Consider the following 20319-nt stretch of genomic DNA (forward strand, 5'->3'; position numbering starts at 1 on the left):
AAAAATGATGAAAATATAACTAAAATTTATTATAATGAAAGCTATTACATTAACGTCTAAAAGTAGGGGATACATATTACAAGTATTAACGATGCGCTAAGTACGGAGGTTTGGCACCGTAGAATCTTAAAAGGCTATTGGATGGTAGTCATTCTTTTATTAATCTCACAGTTGCTGTTTTTGTCGAATATTGACCGACTCCAAATAAAAACAACAATGGACACGAACCTATGGCATTTATTTATAGCCTGTAATTTACTAATTGTGGTCCTTATGATTACTGCGGAGCTGTGGCTGCGTTATAGTAAACAGTCCCCTAAATATGGGGTGGTTAGCTGTGGGTTTTTAGTGTCCTACCTTATGTATTTTGTATTAGAGCCTTTTGTTGACGGTGCTCAGATGACACTTATGATGCCGATTATGGTTGCTCTTATTTATTTTGATCGTAAGCTCCTGTACATAATGGGGTTATTTAGTATTGTGTTTTATGCTGGGGTATATTTTGGGTTGGAACGGCCATTCCTACATAAACCGCTGCTTGAATTCTTGATGGTAGAGTGTGTATTTTTGGTATTTGTGCTGATGGCTATTGCAGTAATTATTCGTGCTCGTGAAGCGCGTATAAATTTAGAGAGATTAACGAAGGCGGGCCAAGATCTAATGGTGGAGAGGGCTATTTCGGATAAGCTGCTGAAGATTGACGCACTTACTGGACTCTATAATCATAAAACCTTTCATGAATATTTGGATTCATTATTGGAGCAATGTGAAAGCAACAACCTTCAACTGCAGCTGGCTCTTTTCGATATTGATAACTTCAAGCAAGTGAATGATACCTACGGACACAGGGTTGGAGACCTTGTGCTTAAGGTGATAGCGGACAAGGTAGGCGGTATGATTGAATTAAATGATTTTGCGGCTAGGTATGGCGGGGAAGAGTTCGCTGTGATTTTTACAGATAAAAGTTTCTCGGAGTCCTATGAAGCAGTAGAAAAATTACGGAAAAATATTGCTCAAATTGAACATTTGCAGGCTGGGAACAAGCCGATCACCGTTAGCATTGGAATTTGTGATTATCAGCTTGGGGATGGGAAAGAGCTTCTCTTCCGTAAAACAGACAAGGCGCTTTATACCGCTAAAAAGCAAGGCAAGAACAGAGTGGTCAACTGTGCTGAAAGTCATAAAGAGGAGATTGTGTCTTTTGCATAAAAACAACACAGAACCCCTTATTGCCGGAGAAGAACCGGGAATAAGGGGTTCTGTGTTGTGAAGAGCTTTTGTTACTTAGCGGCCTCAAATGGAGTGGATACCGGCAGGAACAAGTCGATAATCCCAATGACCAGAGCTGCTAAAATGGCACCCAGAATGGATACGCTGACTCCGCTGACTACGAATTGAGCGACCCAGATAACTACCGCACTGACAATAAAGCCGACGATACCGCGACCGAAAGGCGTTGCTTTTTTGCCGAAGATTCCTTCGACTACCCAGCCGAGTAGCGCAATCACCAGTGCAAGGATTAGAGCGCTCCAGAACCCACCAACCGTGAACTGTGGAACAATCCAGCCAACAACCATCAGAACAAGCGCTGCGACCACAAAACGACCAACATGACTTAAGAAATTCACTGTACTAACCTCCTTTGGCCCATGCTAAGGATATGTGCAGTTCTTATTGTGACCTTATTACGTGATTCTATGCTTAAAAATAAGACCCAAATAGCGAAATTGACCTGAATTCTGTATAATGGAAACATCTATGAAGGGAGCTGTGACTGTAATTGGACGACAAAATTTTGCATACGCTTGAATATCGCAAGATTTTAAATAAATTAATGCAATATACGCAAACCCCCATGGGGAGATTGGCTGCTGAGCAGCTAAGACCCTCCGGCGATTTCGAAGGCGTGAAGAAGCTGCTTCAAGCCACGGATGAAGCGGCTAATGTGGATCGCCTGAAGGGTATTCCTTCGTTCGGCGGGGTAAGCGATATTCGAGCTGCACTAAAACGTGCGTCTATAGGCGGAATGCTGGGAACAACTGAGCTGCTGGCCGTTGGAAATACCATTGGCGGTGCACGCAGAGTCAAACGTTTCCTGGCAGCTATGCATGAGGAAGAAAAGATTGAGCTCCTGTTCTCACTGAGCGACGTTTTATCGGAGCAAAAACATGTGGAAGATGCCATCCGCTTATGTATAGACGAGAATGCTGATGTACTTGATACAGCTAGTTCTGAGCTGGCTAACATTCGCCGTGAATTGCGCGGAGGAGAGACCAGAATTCGTGAGAAGCTGGATTCGATGATTCGTTCGTCTTCTGTAGCGAAAATGCTGCAGGATCAGCTGGTAACCATTCGTGGTGATCGGTTTGTTATTCCTGTAAAAGCGGAGTACCGTGCCCATTTCGGCGGTATCGTACATGATCAGTCTGGATCAGGAGCGACTTTATTTATCGAGCCAGAGTCTATTGTGGCGATGAATAATAAACTTCGTGAAACACGGCTGCGCGAGGAACGGGAAATTGAGATCATTTTACACAGGCTGACGGCACTTGTAGCCGACATTGCGGAAGAAATGACCTACGATATTGATATTCTGGGAGAACTGGACTTCATCTTCTCCAAGGCGCGTCTTGCTCGTGATATGAAGGCTACTCAGCCGCGCATGAATGACCGCGGTTATCTTAAGCTGCGCAAAGGGCGGCATCCGCTTATTCCAGCGGAGCATGTGGTTCCTTTGGACGTGGAGCTGGGCAATCAATACAGCTCAATTATCGTAACCGGACCGAATACCGGTGGTAAGACCGTTACCCTCAAAACCATCGGCTTGTTAAGCTTAATGTCGATGTCCGGCTTGTTTATTCCAGCAGAGGAAGGCAGCCAGATGTGTGTATTTGATGCCATTTATGCTGATATTGGCGATGAACAGAGCATTGAGCAAAGTCTGAGTACCTTCTCTAGTCATATGACTAATATTATCTCCATTCTGCGTAGAATGACTCCTAAGAGCCTTATTCTGCTTGATGAAGTGGGTGCTGGAACCGACCCGGCAGAAGGCTCTGCGCTGGCAATTGCCATTCTGGAGCATATTCACCGGATCGAATGCCGGATGGTCGCAACAACACATTATAGCGAATTGAAAGCTTACGCTTATGAGCGTAAGGGAGTCATCAATGCCAGTATGGAATTTGATGTCCAGACCCTTAGCCCAACCTATCGCTTGTTGATCGGCGTACCGGGACGAAGCAACGCCTTTGCGATTGCTGAGCGTCTAGGCCTGCCTCATGCGATTCTGGAGCATGCCCGCGGTGAAGTGAAGGAAGAAGATCTGCGCGTGGAGCATATGATTGCTTCTCTCGAAGAGAATCGGCTGGGAGCGGAACAGGAGCATGAACGTGCAGAGGGCATCCGCCGTGAAGTGGAGGAGCTACGCAGCAGACAACAGCAAGAGCTTGAGAAGCTGGAAAGCCAGCGCGAGAAACGCCTCGAGAAGGCAGAGAAGGACGCCAGCGCGATCCTGGACAAAGCGCGTAAGGAAGCTGAGGAAATTATCAGTGATTTGCGCCGCTTGGCTATGGAAGAAGGAGCTTCAGTTAAAGAGCATAAGCTGATTGAAGCGCGGCGACGTCTGGATGAAGCTGAGCCATCACCGCGCAAGAAGGCTGCTACCCGCAAGACTGCCAAGGCCCCACGGACAATTGGTCCTGGAGATGAAGTGAAAGTCGACAGCTTGAACCAAAAGGGCTTTGTGGTGGAGCTAAGCGGTACTAAAGAGGCGCTGGTGCAGTTTGGCATTATGAAGATGAAGGTAAGGCTGGATGATTTGGAATTGCTCTCCTCGAAGGCAACAGCTGCGCCAACGGCCCTTCGCCATGCGACAACCGTCAAACGTTCCCGTGATGAGAACATTCGCAGTGAACTGGATTTGCGCGGCACTAACCTGGAGGAAGCTATCATGGAGACAGATCGTTTTATCGATGAAGCCTTTTTAGGTAATCTGGGCCAAATCGCCATCATTCATGGTAAAGGAACGGGTGTGCTGCGCACAGGAATTCAGGAATATTTGCGTAAGCACAAGCATGTGAAGAGTTATCGGCTCGGGAATTATAACGAAGGCGGCGCGGGCGTAACTGTGGCTGAGCTGCAATAGCGGGATTTCCCGGCAGAAAGAAGGGGAAAGCGTGCAAGAAGATATTGATCTTTTGCTGGGTCATCCGCTAGGTGCCTTGCTTGGCTACTTCGCAGTGGCGATTCTTGGGCTAGTTGTATTTCTGTCTTTTTTTGAAATGGTAACGAAATATAATTGCTGGGAAGAAATACGTAAGGGAAACCTGGCAGTGGCAATGGCCACAGGCGGTAAAATCTTCGGGATTTGCAACGTACTGCGTTTCAGTATTGAAGCTGGTGTTTCAATTTATGAGACCATGAAGTGGTCCGTCGTCGGTTTTTTGCTGCTGCTGCTTGCCTATTTTTTATTTGAATTTCTGACCCCTGTATTCTCTATTGACGAGGAGATCGCTGCGGATAACCGTGCTGTTGGACTTATTGCCATGCTGATCTCGGTATCGTTGTCTTATGTAATTGGTGCGGCTATTTTTTAAATCCGTCCTTATAAGGACACCCTGCAAAGGATTATGATCTGGACAAGCTTTGAAATGAGCAGTCCCACTCTTTGTGGGGTATCTTAGGAGGAAATCATGAAGATTCTCACCCGAGTTCTGTTTCTGTCAGCGATTGCTTTTATAGCAGCCGGTATTATTTATTTAATGATGAATTAAATTTAAAAGTGAAAGTATGAAGGAGATTAAAAAGATGGAAACAACTGTATGTCCTTGGTGTCATACTGAAATTGTATGGGATGAGGAATTTGGACCTGAGGAGAATTGTCCTCACTGTAACAATGAGCTTAGCGGATACCGCACGGTCACTGTTGGGATTGACGGCATCGAAGAAGAAGAAGTAGAGGAAGTCATAGAAGAACCCAAACAAGAGGTTGTTAATGACGATGATCTTTGGGGAGAGCCTGATAAAGACAGCGTAGTTCCAATCTATAATACGCTTAATCAATTCGGCGATGATTATGATTTGAACAAGTACGAAGAGAGTGTTTCAGCTATTCTAGCCATTCAGGAGGAGGCTCCGGAATGTACTCAATGCCATGAGCTTACGATCCTTGCGGGTAAGCAGCCTGTGAGCAGCTTTGAACCGTCTGCTCCAGCAACATTAGGTAAATCGGTATTAACCGCTCCATTCTCACTCAATGTTTACGTGTGTCCTTCATGCTTCCATGTTCAGCACAGTCTGGCACAGGAAGATCGTATTCAGCTCGTACGCAATTTGAGCAACGCTCAGGCGTAAGGTTAAGCATATAAAAAAAGGGGCTGTCCCATAAGCTTATAGCTGCTGGGGCGTGCTCCTTTTTTTGGACCTTACTTGACCGTTGTCGAAAGCGTGCGTATATGTAATCACTGACGGATGCGCATAGTAACCCGCAAACGGACACAGCCGACCTTAAGCGCCACATTATTCGATATTTGGAATGCTATCGGACTCCAGTGCAGCTATTGGTCTGAAAAACGCCTAAATATGGGCCTCTTTCCAAGGATAGTATCACTGGAGTCCGCAAGCTCATGGAATGATGGATTTACGATTAAAGCAGGCAAAATTAAAAGCAGGATTGTCCCAAAAGCCGTGAGCGGCTACGTGGGAGAGTCCCTTTTTTATTTTCTATGCTAATCAGCTTTGTTTCATCACGTCCAAATTCTTAGAAGGAGAGGGTTTGGCTGACCGGGTGAGTGAGAATAAATCTAACTCAGGCCGATGTTTGCCGGCAATCGTATCCGTTAACAACTCCGCAGCGATCATACTGTACACAGTCCCATTGCCTCCGTAGCCCTCGATGAAATAACAGTGAGGGAACTTTGGATGGGGGCCGATATATGGGAGTCCATCACGAGTAGAACCGAACACAGCACCCCAGGAGTACTCCAGCTCAATGCCTTTGATTTCTGGAAATAAGGCCTCAAGCTCCTCAAGCAATTTTTGACCTTGAGAGATTACCCGGACCTCACGACGTTCAGGGTCTGTCAGCTGCTCATCCTTGCCTCCCGCAATAATCCTGCCTTCAGGAGTTGTCCGAAAATATAAATAAGGGCGGGCTGTCTCCCACAGCAGGCTACGCTCATGCCATTTTGGAAGATCCTTTAAAGGTTTGGTCATCACTGCATACGTGTTGATCAGCTCAGCGCCCCGGTCTTTTTTGAACTCTTGTGTTTCATAACCCATTGCAAAAATAACATCCTTGGCAATAATCCGGCCATTTTCTGTGTGGCAAATCACGCCATCCTTAGTAAACTCATAATGTTTCGCTTCGCTCTGTTCAAAGACGCGTACACCATTCGACGCTGCCTTGGCGATTAAGCTGTGCACCGTTCGATAAGGATTCGCTTCGGCATCCCCACGTGAATAAAGTCCTGCTGGTTTTGAAAAAGAGTATAGAGCTGCAATCTTTTCCTCATCCCAGAATTCAGAATCGAAACCGTTAGCTGCGAGATTCTCATATTCTTCCCGCAATGCAGGTACATCCTCTGATGTGCTGGCATATAAAAGACTGCTGCGTGGAATGATCTGTGGATCGATATCGAGCTTGTCCGGCAGGTCCAGAATGTTCCTAACCCCAGCTTGGCATAACTGATAAAAGAGCAAACCGTTCTTTTGCCCAAAAGTGTTCATACATGAGGTTAATGATTTATCGTTGGAAATTTGCAGGAGCCCTGTGTTAGCATGCGAGCTGCCGCTACCGACCCGTTTTTTTTCAATCAGAACAGCATCCGCTCCACTTAAGGACAAACGATAGGAAGCCATTGCTCCACCCATTCCCGCGCCTACAACCAGACAATCACAATGAATAGTACCTTCTAGAGTGGGGTAAGTCGGAGGGTTCTGTAAAGTGCTAGACCAAGGTGTGTTTCCACTATTTAAATTCATGAATTGTTCGCTCCTTCATTCGTGCCGTGATTAGTATTGGCGGCAATTTATCGACTCATTCGCAGCGTGTTCTTATTTCTGTCATAACTCTCTAGTGCTTTTCGGCAAATAAATAGCGCGCTTAAGCGGCATACTAATGCCTGTTTGAATCAACTACAAGGAGGGACTACAACAAATGCAATCAACGCAAATGCAAGCGCTAAGTGGTAAAGAATTGGAATATATCGCTGACTCCATCTCCAATGAGGACTTGCTTCTTAAGCAATGTGCAGCAACGGCTGCGACAACACAGAATCAACAGGTTCGTCAAATTTGTATGCAGCATATGCAAAATCACACCAAGCACATGACTGAGCTCACTCAGTTAATCCAACAACATCAACAATACGCGCCAACAAGCCCACAATAATTGCAATATTAATTCTAAGGAGGTTATTTAATGAACGCGCAAAATACTGGAGCATTTATGCCGGATGAGGATTTACTAAACACCATTTTGTGTGATTTGAAGCGGACCGTACGCGAATATGCTACAGCTGCTACAGAATCAGCATGTCCAGCGGTTCGTAGGGTTTTTAATACTATGACCATGGACACACTGCAACTCCAAGGTGATTTATACACACATATGTCTCAATTGAATATGTATCCTGCACCTGCAAAAGCATTGCGCCAAGATGTGGACAAGCAGCTTCAAACCGCACAGCAAATGCAACAGCAAACAGGGCAATTCGTTCAACAAAAAACAGGGCAATTTGGCGCATCCGCTCAGAATGCTCATATTCCGGCTAACGGACAACATCAGCCTTCTCATTTAATGTAACCATGATGGTTGGCGAATGAAGCAAATCGCTTCATGTGTGTGGAGCTAACGCCCGTTTTTACTGGTTAAATCCGGTAGAACGGGCGTTTTTTCTATATTTGTGAGTATGCTCTATATAAACTCAGCCTTTCATGGGAGCTCCTATAGGGTTATTTTGTTTGCAGAGATGCACATTTCATGTCATATTAGTATTAAACTCTTTTCGCGGGGCGACGCATTAATAGCGTACCGTCATTAGCGAACTATCCGGAGGGAAGGCATGAAGGAAATGAACGAGCTTAAGAGGAAAGTGCTGGAACTGCTTAAGGAAGACGCGAGAAGATCTACTGCACTCTTGGCAACGCTGCTTGGCGCGGAGGAAGAAGATGTGAAGACTGCAATTGAGCAGTTGGAGAAAGATCATGTCATTGTAAAATATGCTGCCGTTGTAAACTGGGATAAAGTGGACGATGAGAAGGTAACCGCACTGATTGAGGTGCAGATTACGCCTGAACGAGGGCGTGGTTTTGAAGGAATTGCCGAGCGAATCTACCTGTATCCACAGGTCAAATCAGTTTATCTGATGTCTGGTGCTTATGATCTTCTGGTGGAAGTGGAAGGCCGGAATTTACGTGAAGTAGCCAATTTCGTATCTGAGAAGCTGTCTCCAATCGATTCAGTACTTTCAACCAAAACGAATTTTACCCTTAAAAAATACAAACAGGACGGGATCATCTTCGAAGAGCATGAAGAAGACAACCGTCTGATGATCTCTCCATAAAGGAAGTAATCATATGATCACGAATAAATCGCAGCTAACTGGAGAAGACAGCAAATCAATGGATTCTTATTTGGCCCCGTTGGTACAGCAAATTCAACCTTCGGGTATCCGCAAGTTTTTTGATCTGGCTGCAGGTAGCAAGGATATCATCTCTCTGGGAGTCGGAGAGCCTGACTTTAAGACCCCCTGGCATGTCAGAGAGGCTTGTGTCTATTCGCTGGAAAGAGGGTTTACAGGGTATACATCCAATGCAGGGATGCCTGAACTGCGGGAAGGGATCGCAAATTACTTACACAGCCGTTTTGCTGTGGAATATGATCCTGCCAATCAAATTATTGCAACCGTTGGCGGAAGTGAGGCCATCGACTTGGCGCTACGTGCGCTGATTTCACCGGGGGATGAAATTCTGATTCCGGAGCCTTGTTATATCTCTTATTCGCCGATTACCGCGATTGGTGGAGGGATACCTGTAGGTATTGAAACGGTTGGTGAGAATAACTTTAAACTTACTGCGGAAAGCCTGGAAGCCAAAATCACTCCGCGCTCCAAGGTTCTGATTTTGTGTTACCCAAGTAACCCTACGGGAAGTGTAATGACCCGAGAAGATTGGGAGCCGATTGCTAAGGTAGTAGAGAAACATGATCTTATAGTGATTTCAGATGAGATTTATGCAGAGTTGTCTTATGGCATTAATCACGTCAGCTTTGCCTCTTTACCAGGCATGATAGACCGTACGATTCTGGTTAGCGGCTTCTCCAAAGCTTTTGCAATGACCGGATGGCGGATGGGTTATGCTTGTGGTCACCCGGATCTTATCGCTGCAATGCTTAAGATTCACCAGTACACTGTGATGTGTGCTCCTTCTATGGGACAGGTGGCTGCACTTGAAGCGCTGACCAATGGTATGGAAGAGAAGGACCGGATGGTAGATTCCTATAATCAACGGCGGAGGTTGATCGTCAAAGGCCTACGCGATGCGGGGCTGGAGTGCCATGAGCCGCAGGGCGCCTTCTACGCTTTCCCAAGCGTGCGCAAGACAGGGCTGACTTCTGATCAATTTGCTCAGCGGCTTTTGCTTGAATACAAGGTTGCGGCTGTGCCTGGAAGTGTCTTTGGATTAGGTGGAGAAGGTTACTTGCGCTGTTCCTACGCCACATCAGTATCTCAACTGAACGAAGCAGTAGAACGCATTGGTGCTTTTGTCACAAAGCTTACACGTGAGAGAACGGATTAGTGAAAATTGAACTATAGCCGATCATACAATCCTATGGTATTATTTTACTTTGAGAGTAATTAGCCCCTATAATAGAACTTACAAGGATCCATTTACTCTGGAACTAAGCGTTGCTTTGAAGTTGCTTTATTTAACTTTTATGCTATTTTGCAGCACGCGCTCAATAATACTTTTGGGAGGGATGATTGTGCTTAGCGCCGATTATTACTTACCTTCCTATGGTGGGAAATGTTTCTCTGGAAATGGGAAAATACCCCCCAAGGGTGATGCTTCTGCTCGCATACTCTCTCTGGAAGATGAAATTAGAATACTCCGCAGCAAGATGGAGCAGCTTTTCCTGCAGGAAAAATCATTCACTTCGGATAATGTGATTGAAATTAGCAGTTTATTGGACCTCAAAATAAATGAGTACATGAAGGGGCGTCCGGCTGGAAAATAGTGCTGCTGAATGCTCTTGAGAGGACCCTAGGGTCCTCTTTTTGTTGTTCACTCTTACTAATGACGGTGTTATTGTGTATACTCTTAATTTGCTATCTTTATTGCCTTCCTTATAGCAGAAAGCTTAAACTATCAGTATGTGATTTCAAGAATGGATAGGAGGCTTAAACCATGGCGATTTATACACGTACGGGTGATGCAGGTCAGACTTCAGTGATTGGCGGCCGGGTCGGCAAGGATGATGTCCGCGTCGAGGCCTACGGAACGATCGATGAGCTGAATTGTTTTGTAGGGCAAGCACGAAGCCTGATGGAAAGTGATAATTTCGACGATGTCCGCGAGCAATTGCTCGAAATACAGCATGAGCTGTTTGATTGCGGCACGGATTTAGCATTTGTTAAACTTGCTGACGGTGGTCAATATATGGTGACAAGTGAGATGGCTCAGCGGCTGGAAGGCTGGATAGATTCTCTACAAGAGGAGAATCCACCACTAGAGAAATTTATCCTGCCAGGAGGTAGTCAGCTGGCTTCGGTTCTACATGTATGCCGCACGGTTTGCCGTCGTGCGGAACGCCGGGCAGTTACCTTAGGGCGAAATGCGGACATAAACCCAGAAGCGGTGATTTATCTCAATCGATTGTCGGATTATTTTTTCGCGTTGGCTAGAACGGCTAATACACGGTCAGGGATTACTGATGTAGAATACATCCGTAGTAAAAAGGTGTTTCGAGACTAATATGACAAGCTATTATTCACCCATTACTTATATCATACCGCCAGAAGAGGATGACTTCCTGCTGAAGACAATCCTGCACAAACGGATGGATGTCTCACGCAAGCTACTCTCCCGGCTGAAGCAGACGGAACAAGGCATTACATTAAACGGTGAACGTGTATACATTAGTGTGCATGTTAAGGCAGGAGATACCGTGCAGATCCGCATGGAAACGGAGACTTCGGATGATATTTTACCGCAGCCGATTCCATTCGAGATTCTATTTGAAGATGAACATCTGCTAGTGGTTAACAAGGCAGCGGGAATTATAGTTCATCCAACACATGGACATTACACTGACACGCTTGCCAATGGCGTGGTTTATTATTGGGCGCAGAAGAATGAACGCTTCCGTTTCCGGCCTGTTCACCGCCTGGATCAGGAAACCTCCGGTGTGTTAGTGATCGCCAAAAATCCATACAGCCATCAGCATATTTCCGAGCAGATGATCGCCGGTACTGTGGATAAGCGTTACGCTGCATTTGTTCATGGGGTTCCTGCGGAGCTATCCGGTGATATCGACGGCCCTATCGACCGTGATCCTGAGGAGCCACATCGGCGTATCGTGACACCGGATGGATATCCTTCCCTAACCCGCTATGAGGTTAAGCAGGTGTATTCGGCCGGCTCCAGAGTTGAACTAAAGCTGGAGAGTGGACGTACGCATCAGATTCGGGTCCATATGACCTCTATCGGCTGTCCACTGATTGGAGACAGCATGTATCGTCATGAGCTGTACAATCTACCAGAATTTACTTCAACGCAAAGCGAGCAGTTGGAGTCCGTTGCAGCACTCGATGCTTCCATACCGCGTCAGGCACTGCACGCAGTGCGTCTGACGTTCAAGCACCCGGTGCTTCTGCAAGAAATGATATTCGAAGCCCCGTTGCCACCTGACATGGCAGTCTTGGAGAAAATATTGGAGCAAGGTCTGACAGCGAATTTGTGATAAAATTATGATTCAGGCGATAGAGTGGCGAAGGGGAAGTTTGGAACTGTAGGAGCGATAGCGACCGCCTTTGTCTGCGGATTTCAACCGTGTTTAACGGTAAAATTGATGAAATCTATAGACAACAGCGGCCGGAAGTCCAAACATTCCTTGTAGTTACGGTATTATTAGCCGATTATTAAAGGAGCACAGCATGAGCAAATTAAAAGTATATCAATATCCCAAATGCAGCACCTGCCGCAGCGCAGTGAAATGGTTGCAGGGACAAGGTCATGAGCTGGAGCTTCAGCACATCGCAGAGCAGCCACCTACGGTGGACGAGCTGCGTGAGCTGCTCGCGAACAGCGGCCTTGAGCTGAAGAAGTTTTTTAATACAAGCGGTGAAGTATACAAATCATTAGGTCTGAAGGACAAGCTGCCCCAGCTTACGGAACAGGAGAAGTTAGAGCTGCTCTCAAGCCACGGGATGCTGATCAAACGTCCGATTGTCACCGATGGAGTTAAAGTTACGGTGGGATTCAAAGAAGACCAATATGCCGATACTTGGACTAATGTTTAATATCAATACAACGATCAAGGGAGAGGTTTATAAGTGAGAACAGAAACAATGGGCCGGGTAATGCTTGTAGATGGAATGGCTCTGCTGTTCCGGGCCTTTTATGCGACCTCTTATGGAGGATATATTCGCAAGACAAAAGATGGATTGCCAACGAATGCGGTATATGGATTTTTGCAGTATTTTTTTGATGCAGTAAGTACGTTTGAGCCTTCTCACGTCGTATGCTGCTGGGATATGGGCAAAGGAACGTTCCGCACCGAGAAATATGATGGATACAAATCCAACCGGATCGAAGCTCCGCTGGAATTAATTCCGCAGTTTGACCTAGTAAAAGAAGTGGTGGCTGAGCTGGGTGTGCCAAACATTGGTCTTGCCGGCTATGAAGCAGATGATTGCATAGGTACGCTGGCATCCTGTTACAGCGATAATTCTGAGGTTTACATTCTGACGGGTGACCATGATATGCTGCAGCTTATTGATGAGAATGTTAAAGTCGTCATTATGAAAAAAGGACGCTCCAACTATAAAGTTTATGACCTTGCAGAATTGCTTGAGGATAAAGGTCTAACCCCTAGACAGGTTATTGACCTGAAGGGCTTTATGGGCGATACAAGTGATAATTACCCTGGTGTAAAAGGGATTGGTGAGAAAACCGCGCTGAAGCTGTTAACAGAGTACGGTACAGTTGAAGGTGTAATTGAGAATCTTCACTTGCTCCCTAAAGGTGTACGGTCCAAAATTGAAGCCGACCTAGATATGCTGCATCTATCAAGGGAGCTGGCTGAAATCCGTTGTGATGTGCCTGTGGTCTGTGAGCTGGCAGAAGCTTTATGGCAATTACAGCGGGAAACAGCCGCGCGTAAATTTCAAGAACTGGAATTCGGCAGCCTGATGCATTTGATCGCTGAGGTGCAGGACGAACGGGGAATTGTACAGATTGAGTTAGGTGATCTGGGTTAAGGAGAGAGGTTCTCTTCTGATGAAAATGTGAATAAACATAATGGCAGGTCAAGGTTACTATCCTTGACCTGCTTTTTTTGTTGTCGAATTCATGTGGAAATTTATCAATATATGTCTTTTTTTGACTGAATTACAAATTAAGGTTTCTAATCATGGATATTGGTTTAATGAAATTTCAAAGGAAATACATAGGGATTATTTTCCATAGTAGGTGATGATGAGATGAAGATACTTTTGGTCACGCACAAGTTTCAGAAGATAGTAGGTAATTATTGCAGGCGGACCATGGACGTAGTGAACGAGTCTGAATTAGTCCTTGGAGGTGTTTTGGAGTTTTTGCAAAACATCAATCCTTCTATAGATAGCATATTAATAACAGATGATGCATTATCTCTGAGGATGGAACAGAACAGGAGTGATCTAAATAACCTAATCAATTGGCTCGTAGCTAATCAAAAGTCAAATGTAAAGATTTTAATCCTCACTAGGTACATAAGGAAAGATACAGAATGGGAGAATCTCAGCTATAGATATCCGAATCTCCAAATTAAGAATTACGAATACATACGCATTACACCAGTACTATTTCAGGAAGCTCTTGAGCATTTATCCGATACCAAACCTCAATTGAAACAACATTCCAGACCTCACGACGATAAGAGTAATCACCAAAAGAGTACAGACAGAAAAGGGTCGTTTCTGGATCGCTTTAAACCGAAACCGAAAGCCCCAACTGAATTACAGGCTACGGATACCCTTACTAGGGAGCTTGATAAGATTAGCCGAGGGATTAGTCGTATTGTAGCGATAACCGGGCATAGTGGATGCGGAATTACCAGCACAACTATCAATGTTGCAAGTGAAGCGAGTAAACGGGGGCTAAATGTAATAATCGTGGATATGGATATCGAATATCGAAGTACGAATATGTATTTTAGCAGCTTTCATGAACGAACCAAGCGGGATGAAGATATAAATGCATCTCTCATCCGAACGTTAGCAAGACCTCAGGATTATTTGACTACGGCTTTTCATTTGAAAGAAAACCTATGGCTGGCTGGACTGGGTTACAGCTTTTCCGATTCCAAGTTAATCCAGCAATTTTACACCAGCTCTAAACTTGTCGGTCTGTTGTCCTTACTCCGAAACAAATTTAATTTGATCCTATTGGATCTACCACTGAACTTATTAGACAGATTTCGAGAAGCATTAATCCATATCGACAGCTTTGGCCTCTGTATTCCCAATAATCTATATGCTGTTTTAAGCACTCTGAGGAATGTGGAAGAGACACTGAATAAGGAAAATACGGCCTATTTGAATGCTAAATCAAAAGTAATTGTCACCAAATATAATGACCGTTCCAGATTTCAAGGTGAAATTTTCGTACCAGACAAGGTAAGTGCAGTTGCTACATCCGGTCTTTTAGAAAGCTTTACATACGGAATGAAAGTGGCAGGTCATATCTCTTATGACACGGACTTTGATACTCAGATTGAAACCGATGTGCCGCTTGTATATTCAAACAAAGACCATGAGCGGGCATATGGAAATATACTTCTTAGATTACTGGAGGGGAGTAGTTAATGGATTTAAGTGGGCTTAAAAACGCGACACCCAATAAGCAAATGTTCAAGCGGGTTGCAGCATTGCTCTTTAGTCTATTGATCATCGTGGTTTCTTATATGTTCATTACGAAAGCCAGCAAAGATGCCAGCGATGTGGTAGAGGTGTTGCGGGTCAAGCAGAGTGATGGTATTCCGGCTTACGTAGTCATTACGGAGCCTATGATTGAGAAATACAATATTATCAAAAAAGAATACACCGAGGACATGGTGTTGTCTGAAGATATAGATTCGGTGAAGGATAAACTGTCCGCATATTATCTTCGAGAAAACAGCGTGCTCTACAAAGATCAGTTGCTGGATGAAAAACCGCAAAAAAATGAATGGCTGTATCAAGTGAATGAGGAAAATGAGGTCTTGACGCTTCCTTATAATTTTCTGGAGGTTGGTGGAGATATTCTAATGCCAGGAGACCGTGTTCGTATCCGTGTGTCCTATGAGGTAGAGGAGAAGGATGCCCCGGGTGGCAATCCAAACGCTATTTATTCCGAGTCCACGAATACGATCAAAAAAACTGAAGTATTGTTTGAAAGCATTGTTGTGAAGGATATGCTCAACGCAAGTAGTCATTCCATCTACGAAGTATATAAAGAGGTGCAAAAACTGGATGAGGATAAGAAACAAAATGTTATGAAGAGTAAGGATTTCTTAAAGAACATTCAACCTAAAGCATTACTCCTCGAGGGGACGAGTGCACAAATTAACAATTATGCCAAATACAAAGGACTTAATGGAAATTCATTTCTGATTACCATACTGAGCAGAAAAAGTAGTGATGTCATCATTGACCAACTGCCCACTTTGGAGAAAGAGGTGGAATCGTGGATCGGAAAAGAGGATTAGGAATCGACAGCATTTTTCAGAAAATATCATCTAAGGATCTCGTCGGTGCCGAACTTCAAGAGAATAATCTGATTTATAGTGTAGTAGGTTTTATACCTGCTTGTGATGGTGTAGATAATGCCATGCTCATAAGCAACTTAGGATATTTATTATCTCAAAAGGGTCTAAATACTTGTGTGGTTGACCTTAAGGTGTTTTATCCGAACTTATATCAATTTCTAGATGTCTCTGCACATAAGAAGGGGCAAGGATTAATTAAGGTCTTAAAAAGCGACAAGGTAGATTTCCGAGATGAATTGCAGCGGACCAAATACGAGAAGCTGTTCCTGTTATCAGCTAGTCCACAGGATCTAATGGAGGAGTATTTTGATTTTGAGTTTGGAAATTTAGAGCGTGTAATTACTACACTTAAGCAGATGTTTGATATTGTGCTGATCGACATTCCCAACAACCCACCATTGGAATTTTGTCTGGGTGCCATGAAGTATTGTCACATAGGATTCTTTACGGCAACAGAGAGGATGGAAGCTACCATAAATATGGTGAAGCTGCTGGATTATGCTAAATCGGTGGGGATAAGTACGGCTAAGTTCACCAGTGTGGTGATGATGAATATTCAGCATATTGAATTTGATTATAAGGTTATGAAGGACATGGGTTTTAACATAGTTTCTGTACTGCCACTTGTGAAGGATGCCGTAGTTCGTGCACATGAGGGCAGGCTGTACATAAAAGATAACCCCCTAATTAATAAATATTTTAAAAAAGAGATTCAAAAGCTGGCCGATCGGTTGGCGGATCAGTAAAGGGGAGAGCGACTTGCTGACACGTGCAAAAATTAGCGATATGCAGCAAAAAGTACTGCATCAGGTAGGGCCGAAGGAGAACATGGAGGATCTGGCTAGTAAATATACGACCATAAGCTTTGATGAGGCTTTGGAGTTATGCCAAAAATATATTACGAAAATAACGACACATGCCTATAGGCGAGAAAACGACCCTGCTCGAAAACGCGAAATGACTAAGGCATACATAAATGAATTTGTAGACGCGCAGAAACCTTCTGTCGAGGGATTTTATGATCTAGCAGAGTTGAAAAACGCACTCACCAATGAAATCACTCACTATGGTCCCATTACCAAGGCTATGGAGGACCCTAGTATAGATGAAATTAGAGCCAACGGGCCTGATCAAATCTTTGTGGAAAGCGGCGGAAGAAGCCTGCAGTGGGATCAAAATTTTACAGATCGTGATCATATGGAACGGATTATCGCCAAGCTTATAGGTATCTCCAAGGTTCGGCTGATTCCAAAGATACCCATGGTAAATGCCAGAACGATTGAGGGGTATCGTGTGAATGCCACTCATGCTGAGATCTCACCGTATGACCAACCGGCGTTTGTGATCCGAAAGTTCAGCAAGAAGAGTATTGTTCCGAAAATGCTCATTGAGAATAAATCCTTCTCCTCAAATATGTATAAATTATTGTCTTTGATCCCGAAATCAGACTTATCCTGGATTACAGTGGGACCGACAGGAAGCGGAAAGACTACGCTAAATGAAATTCTTGTGAAGGAGATCAATCCTCTATCAAGGATCATTACCATTGAAAATCCTTCAGAGATGAGATTGATTCAAAGAGAAGATAACAGCGAACACGGTAGAGTGCTGAATGATGTGTTGCAATACGAGTCGGTCCCTGATGATGATGACTCAAGCCCAGCGACTATGGAAAATTTGCTTATTAATGCGATGAGACAATCACCTCACTGGATTGGACCAGGGGAGCTTCGAACACCCGGTGAATTCGCCACAGCGCTTCGAGCAGCACAGACGGGACACTATTTCTTTTCCACACTTCATGCAGAGGGGGATAAGGAAGCGATCTTTAGATTTCTAACGGCCTATCTAATGGCCTCTAATGAGCCAGCGGAACTTGCTCTACGAAATATCTGCAGTGCTGTGAAATTTGTAATCTTTCAAGAGAAACTGGCAGATGGTACTCGTAAAGTGACTTCAATTTCAGAGATTTTGGGCTCAGATGGCTTGAATCCACTGATTAATCAAATCTATAGATTTGATTGTGATGATGTGATTGAAGAGATGATTGAAGGCAAGAAGATGATCAAAATTGTTGGCAGACATTTACGTGTAGGAAAGATCTCGGAGAATGTACAGCAGCTAATGCTCAAGGCCGGAATTAAGAAAAGCAGGTTTGAGTTCTTTACCAAGGATCCGTTGGAGGGCGAAACAGAGGTGTACGAATTCGATGAATACAACTTTAATCATTAGTCTACTTCTTGGTATGGCTGCATTTGTACTATTTAACGCCATCTTTGAGGTCAAGTTTTTTCAGGGTTCTGTAAGATATGTTCTCGACGTTATGGATACCCTCGCAGAGTACCTAGGCAAGTATAACACGAAGCGTTATGTTGACCGGATCAAGAAGGAGCGAATCGTCAGGCAGAAGGAAAATATTTATGCGAAATACAATCGAATGGTAGAGGGTTTGATTTTAGACTTTAATATGCCGTTTACGCTGGAGAGCTTTACCTCAATGCTGTGCATTTGCTTTGCGATTATAGCTCTGCTAGTGGTTCTGCTTATGAAAAGCGTTACGCTTTCGCTTGTGATTACGATTTCAATTTTTGTAGGATTGTTTACTTTTTTCGTGATGCAGTCTAGAGCCATCCAAGCAGAACGGCTTGAAAATATAATGGATGCCGAAGATGTGATTTGTCCGTTAGCCCGTGAAGGTGTACTAGTAGCCATTAAAAAGGTGATGGAGAGCGATGAATATATCAGTCCTAATCTTAGGCCATATTTTCAGCAATTTATAGATAATTGCGACAACAACGGCTATTCCTTTAAGCAAGCTATTACGCTATTAAATAGACAGCTTGGTCCCAAATTTGATAATTTCACAAAAAAAGCAGTGGTCTTCGAATATAACGAAAGAAAAGGTATGGCAGACATTTTCCTCGATATTGTAGATGAAAATGCCGTGCTGCGCGAGATTAACTCTAAAAAGGAACGGATTTTTAGAAAGATGAATCGAGATTTTATGTTTAAAACCGGAATCATTGTGCTTTTTTTCTTGTACGCATTAACTGTAAAGGATTTTAGAGAATTTATGCTTGAAAGCAATGTTGGGAAATTGATCAACACGATATTGATTAGTGTCATTTGTTTAAGCTTTGCACGCAGTCAGGTACTCCAAGGGAACGTCGGCATGGGTGGTGAGCGCAAATGATATTCCTAGTTAAGCTGATAGCCATGCTCTCCATCCTTTATTTGATCAAGATATTGTTATACCCCTTCTTCAAGCCTGTGAGCAGAAAACAGAAAAAACGTGCACGTCAATATATCAAGCAGCGTAAAAATGCGGCGCTAAAAGAGAAGTTCAACCAATATAAACGAAGAATTGCAATGAAATATGTTAAAGGGTTATTGGGAAGTGCTGAAAGATTAAGATTCAAGAAAATCATTGACCGACTTGATCTACAAAAGACTCCAGAGGAAATACGGACCGAGCAATTCATGTACACGCTAAGTGCTATTGTGATTATGTTGTTGCTATGGAAGGTGAACATCCTGCTTGGCTGTATCTCTGCCATCTTCATCATGCTGGGCTGGCTCTATCCGGTGGTCGAGTTGGAGAAGATTATCGATAAGAAGAACAAAAATATATCCCTGGATTTCCCAGCCTTTTATAGTATGGTCTATTACCAGTATATAAAGTCGGTTAACATTCATTTCTCAGATGTGCTTAAGGATTACATTCCTAGTGCAAATCCTGATATAGCCGAGGAGCTCGGTGTGATGCTGGACAATATTGATTACGGAGAAGAATTCGCTTTTAAGCAGCTGAAGAAACGGATTCCGATGCATTACGTGATCAAGTTCTGCGACATTATGGAGACGAGGCTTAAAGGATACGATAATGTGTCTCAGATGGCATATCTCAAGAATGAATTAGATGGCTTCAGAATCAGGGCTTTGGAAGAAGAGCTGGAGAGTAGGCAGTGCAGCAGCGCAAGGATCCAGTTTCTACTTATTATAGTGTTGGCTATTTATATCGTTATGTACTATTTGTTTACCATTCTGAGTTCAATGAAGATGTTTCAATAAGCCAAATTTATTTATAGGGGGATAAACGAATGAAGACAGATCTTAAGGAATTGCTAGTGGAGGAAAAAGGAGAAGTAGGGATCAAGCAAATTGCCATCACGGTTGGCGTTATTATTTTAATTGGAGTGGTAGTGACCTATCTAAAGGGTGGAGTACTGACAGGATGGGTTGATGATGTTTGGGAATTCTTATTCGATGATTTGATTGGAAAGATGGTTAGCTAATTTGGGGTGAAA

General features: G+C 44.0%; 22 protein-coding genes. 20 read left to right on the plus strand and 2 right to left on the minus strand.

Annotation, left to right across the window (positions count from 1 at the left end):
* The first annotated feature begins 141 nt into the window (after positions 1 to 141).
* Complete coding sequence (locus NSS82_RS09410) at positions 142 to 1209, plus strand: GGDEF domain-containing protein (protein WP_038569534.1); 1068 nt, start codon at positions 142 to 144, stop codon at positions 1207 to 1209.
* 71 nt (positions 1210 to 1280) lie between these two features.
* Here the strand turns inward: NSS82_RS09410 and NSS82_RS09415 are convergent, their stop codons facing one another.
* Entirely contained in the window at positions 1281 to 1628 is a 348-nt protein-coding gene (locus tag NSS82_RS09415) for a phage holin family protein (protein ID WP_036683548.1), read from the minus strand.
* A gap of 152 nt (positions 1629 to 1780) precedes the next feature.
* Here NSS82_RS09415 and NSS82_RS09420 point away from each other — a divergent pair, with 152 nt between their 5' ends.
* The 3 genes from NSS82_RS09420 to NSS82_RS09430 all read left to right on the plus strand — a co-directional run bounded on the left by NSS82_RS09420 (position 1781) and on the right by NSS82_RS09430 (position 5355).
* Positions 1781 to 4147, plus strand: a complete 2367-nt coding sequence (locus NSS82_RS09420; protein WP_036683546.1) for an endonuclease MutS2 — start codon at positions 1781 to 1783, stop codon at positions 4145 to 4147.
* 31 nt (positions 4148 to 4178) lie between these two features.
* Positions 4179 to 4598: a DUF350 domain-containing protein gene (locus NSS82_RS09425; RefSeq protein WP_036683543.1), complete on the plus strand. Its 420-nt coding sequence runs from the start codon at positions 4179 to 4181 to the stop codon at positions 4596 to 4598.
* 211 nt (positions 4599 to 4809) lie between these two features.
* On the plus strand, positions 4810 to 5355 hold the full coding sequence (locus NSS82_RS09430) for a hypothetical protein (RefSeq protein ID WP_052096886.1): 546 nt from the start codon (positions 4810 to 4812) through the stop codon (positions 5353 to 5355).
* A gap of 378 nt (positions 5356 to 5733) precedes the next feature.
* Here the strand turns inward: NSS82_RS09430 and NSS82_RS09435 are convergent, their stop codons facing one another.
* Positions 5734 to 6984 (minus strand): NAD(P)/FAD-dependent oxidoreductase, encoded by a 1251-nt coding sequence (locus tag NSS82_RS09435; protein WP_036683538.1) that lies wholly within the window; start codon positions 6982 to 6984, stop codon positions 5734 to 5736.
* 175 nt (positions 6985 to 7159) lie between these two features.
* Between NSS82_RS09435 and NSS82_RS09440 the strand changes: the two genes are divergently transcribed.
* The 16 genes from NSS82_RS09440 to NSS82_RS09515 all read left to right on the plus strand — a co-directional run bounded on the left by NSS82_RS09440 (position 7160) and on the right by NSS82_RS09515 (position 20307).
* Positions 7160 to 7393 (plus strand): spore coat protein, encoded by a 234-nt coding sequence (locus NSS82_RS09440; RefSeq protein WP_036683535.1) that lies wholly within the window; start codon positions 7160 to 7162, stop codon positions 7391 to 7393.
* A 30-nt stretch (positions 7394 to 7423) separates the two neighbouring features.
* Entirely contained in the window at positions 7424 to 7807 is a 384-nt protein-coding gene (locus NSS82_RS09445; RefSeq protein WP_036683532.1) for a spore coat protein, read from the plus strand.
* A 259-nt stretch (positions 7808 to 8066) separates the two neighbouring features.
* The gene (locus tag NSS82_RS09450; RefSeq protein WP_036683529.1) at positions 8067 to 8567 is read left to right on the plus strand and encodes an Lrp/AsnC family transcriptional regulator; all 501 of its coding nucleotides are present in this window, start codon (positions 8067 to 8069) and stop codon (positions 8565 to 8567) included.
* Positions 8568 to 8580: 13 nt separating this feature from the next.
* Positions 8581 to 9801, plus strand: a complete 1221-nt coding sequence (locus NSS82_RS09455; protein WP_036683526.1) for an aminotransferase class I/II-fold pyridoxal phosphate-dependent enzyme — start codon at positions 8581 to 8583, stop codon at positions 9799 to 9801.
* A gap of 250 nt (positions 9802 to 10051) precedes the next feature.
* Positions 10052 to 10240 carry an aspartyl-phosphate phosphatase Spo0E family protein gene (locus NSS82_RS09460; protein WP_232061510.1) on the plus strand — a complete coding sequence of 63 codons (189 nt, stop codon included), beginning with the start codon at positions 10052 to 10054 and terminating at the stop codon, positions 10238 to 10240.
* A 170-nt stretch (positions 10241 to 10410) separates the two neighbouring features.
* Positions 10411 to 10977, plus strand: a complete 567-nt coding sequence (locus NSS82_RS09465) for a cob(I)yrinic acid a,c-diamide adenosyltransferase (protein WP_036684514.1) — start codon at positions 10411 to 10413, stop codon at positions 10975 to 10977.
* Between the two features lies 1 nt (position 10978).
* Positions 10979 to 11965: an RluA family pseudouridine synthase gene (locus tag NSS82_RS09470; RefSeq protein ID WP_036684512.1), complete on the plus strand. Its 987-nt coding sequence runs from the start codon at positions 10979 to 10981 to the stop codon at positions 11963 to 11965.
* Positions 11966 to 12158: 193 nt separating this feature from the next.
* Positions 12159 to 12524 (plus strand): arsenate reductase family protein, encoded by a 366-nt coding sequence (locus NSS82_RS09475; protein ID WP_038569540.1) that lies wholly within the window; start codon positions 12159 to 12161, stop codon positions 12522 to 12524.
* 48 nt (positions 12525 to 12572) lie between these two features.
* Positions 12573 to 13484, plus strand: coding sequence for a 5'-3' exonuclease (locus NSS82_RS09480; protein WP_076101643.1), 912 nt, complete (start codon positions 12573 to 12575; stop codon positions 13482 to 13484).
* 222 nt (positions 13485 to 13706) lie between these two features.
* Positions 13707 to 15071: an AAA family ATPase gene (locus NSS82_RS09485; RefSeq protein ID WP_076271932.1), complete on the plus strand. Its 1365-nt coding sequence runs from the start codon at positions 13707 to 13709 to the stop codon at positions 15069 to 15071.
* Positions 15071 to 15952: a hypothetical protein gene (locus NSS82_RS09490; RefSeq protein ID WP_036684504.1), complete on the plus strand. Its 882-nt coding sequence runs from the start codon at positions 15071 to 15073 to the stop codon at positions 15950 to 15952. The genes NSS82_RS09485 and NSS82_RS09490 overlap by 1 nt, the downstream gene beginning before the upstream one ends.
* Positions 15931 to 16758: a hypothetical protein gene (locus NSS82_RS09495; RefSeq protein ID WP_076271933.1), complete on the plus strand. Its 828-nt coding sequence runs from the start codon at positions 15931 to 15933 to the stop codon at positions 16756 to 16758. The genes NSS82_RS09490 and NSS82_RS09495 overlap by 22 nt, the downstream gene beginning before the upstream one ends.
* Before the next feature lie 40 nt (positions 16759 to 16798).
* Positions 16799 to 18244: an ATPase, T2SS/T4P/T4SS family gene (locus tag NSS82_RS09500; protein ID WP_212592205.1), complete on the plus strand. Its 1446-nt coding sequence runs from the start codon at positions 16799 to 16801 to the stop codon at positions 18242 to 18244.
* A complete protein-coding gene (locus NSS82_RS09505; RefSeq protein WP_036684498.1) occupies positions 18222 to 19205 on the plus strand; it encodes a hypothetical protein in 984 nt (327 codons plus the stop codon). The genes NSS82_RS09500 and NSS82_RS09505 overlap by 23 nt, the downstream gene beginning before the upstream one ends.
* Entirely contained in the window at positions 19202 to 20083 is an 882-nt protein-coding gene (locus NSS82_RS09510) for a hypothetical protein (RefSeq protein ID WP_076271934.1), read from the plus strand. The genes NSS82_RS09505 and NSS82_RS09510 overlap by 4 nt, the downstream gene beginning before the upstream one ends.
* 29 nt (positions 20084 to 20112) lie before the next feature.
* A complete protein-coding gene (locus NSS82_RS09515) occupies positions 20113 to 20307 on the plus strand; it encodes a hypothetical protein (protein WP_036684494.1) in 195 nt (64 codons plus the stop codon).
* Positions 20308 to 20319 lie beyond the last annotated feature (12 nt).

This window comes from Paenibacillus sp. FSL H7-0735 (genome assembly GCF_038008505.1).
GTDB lineage: Bacteria > Bacillota > Bacilli > Paenibacillales > Paenibacillaceae > Paenibacillus_AQ > Paenibacillus_AQ odorifer.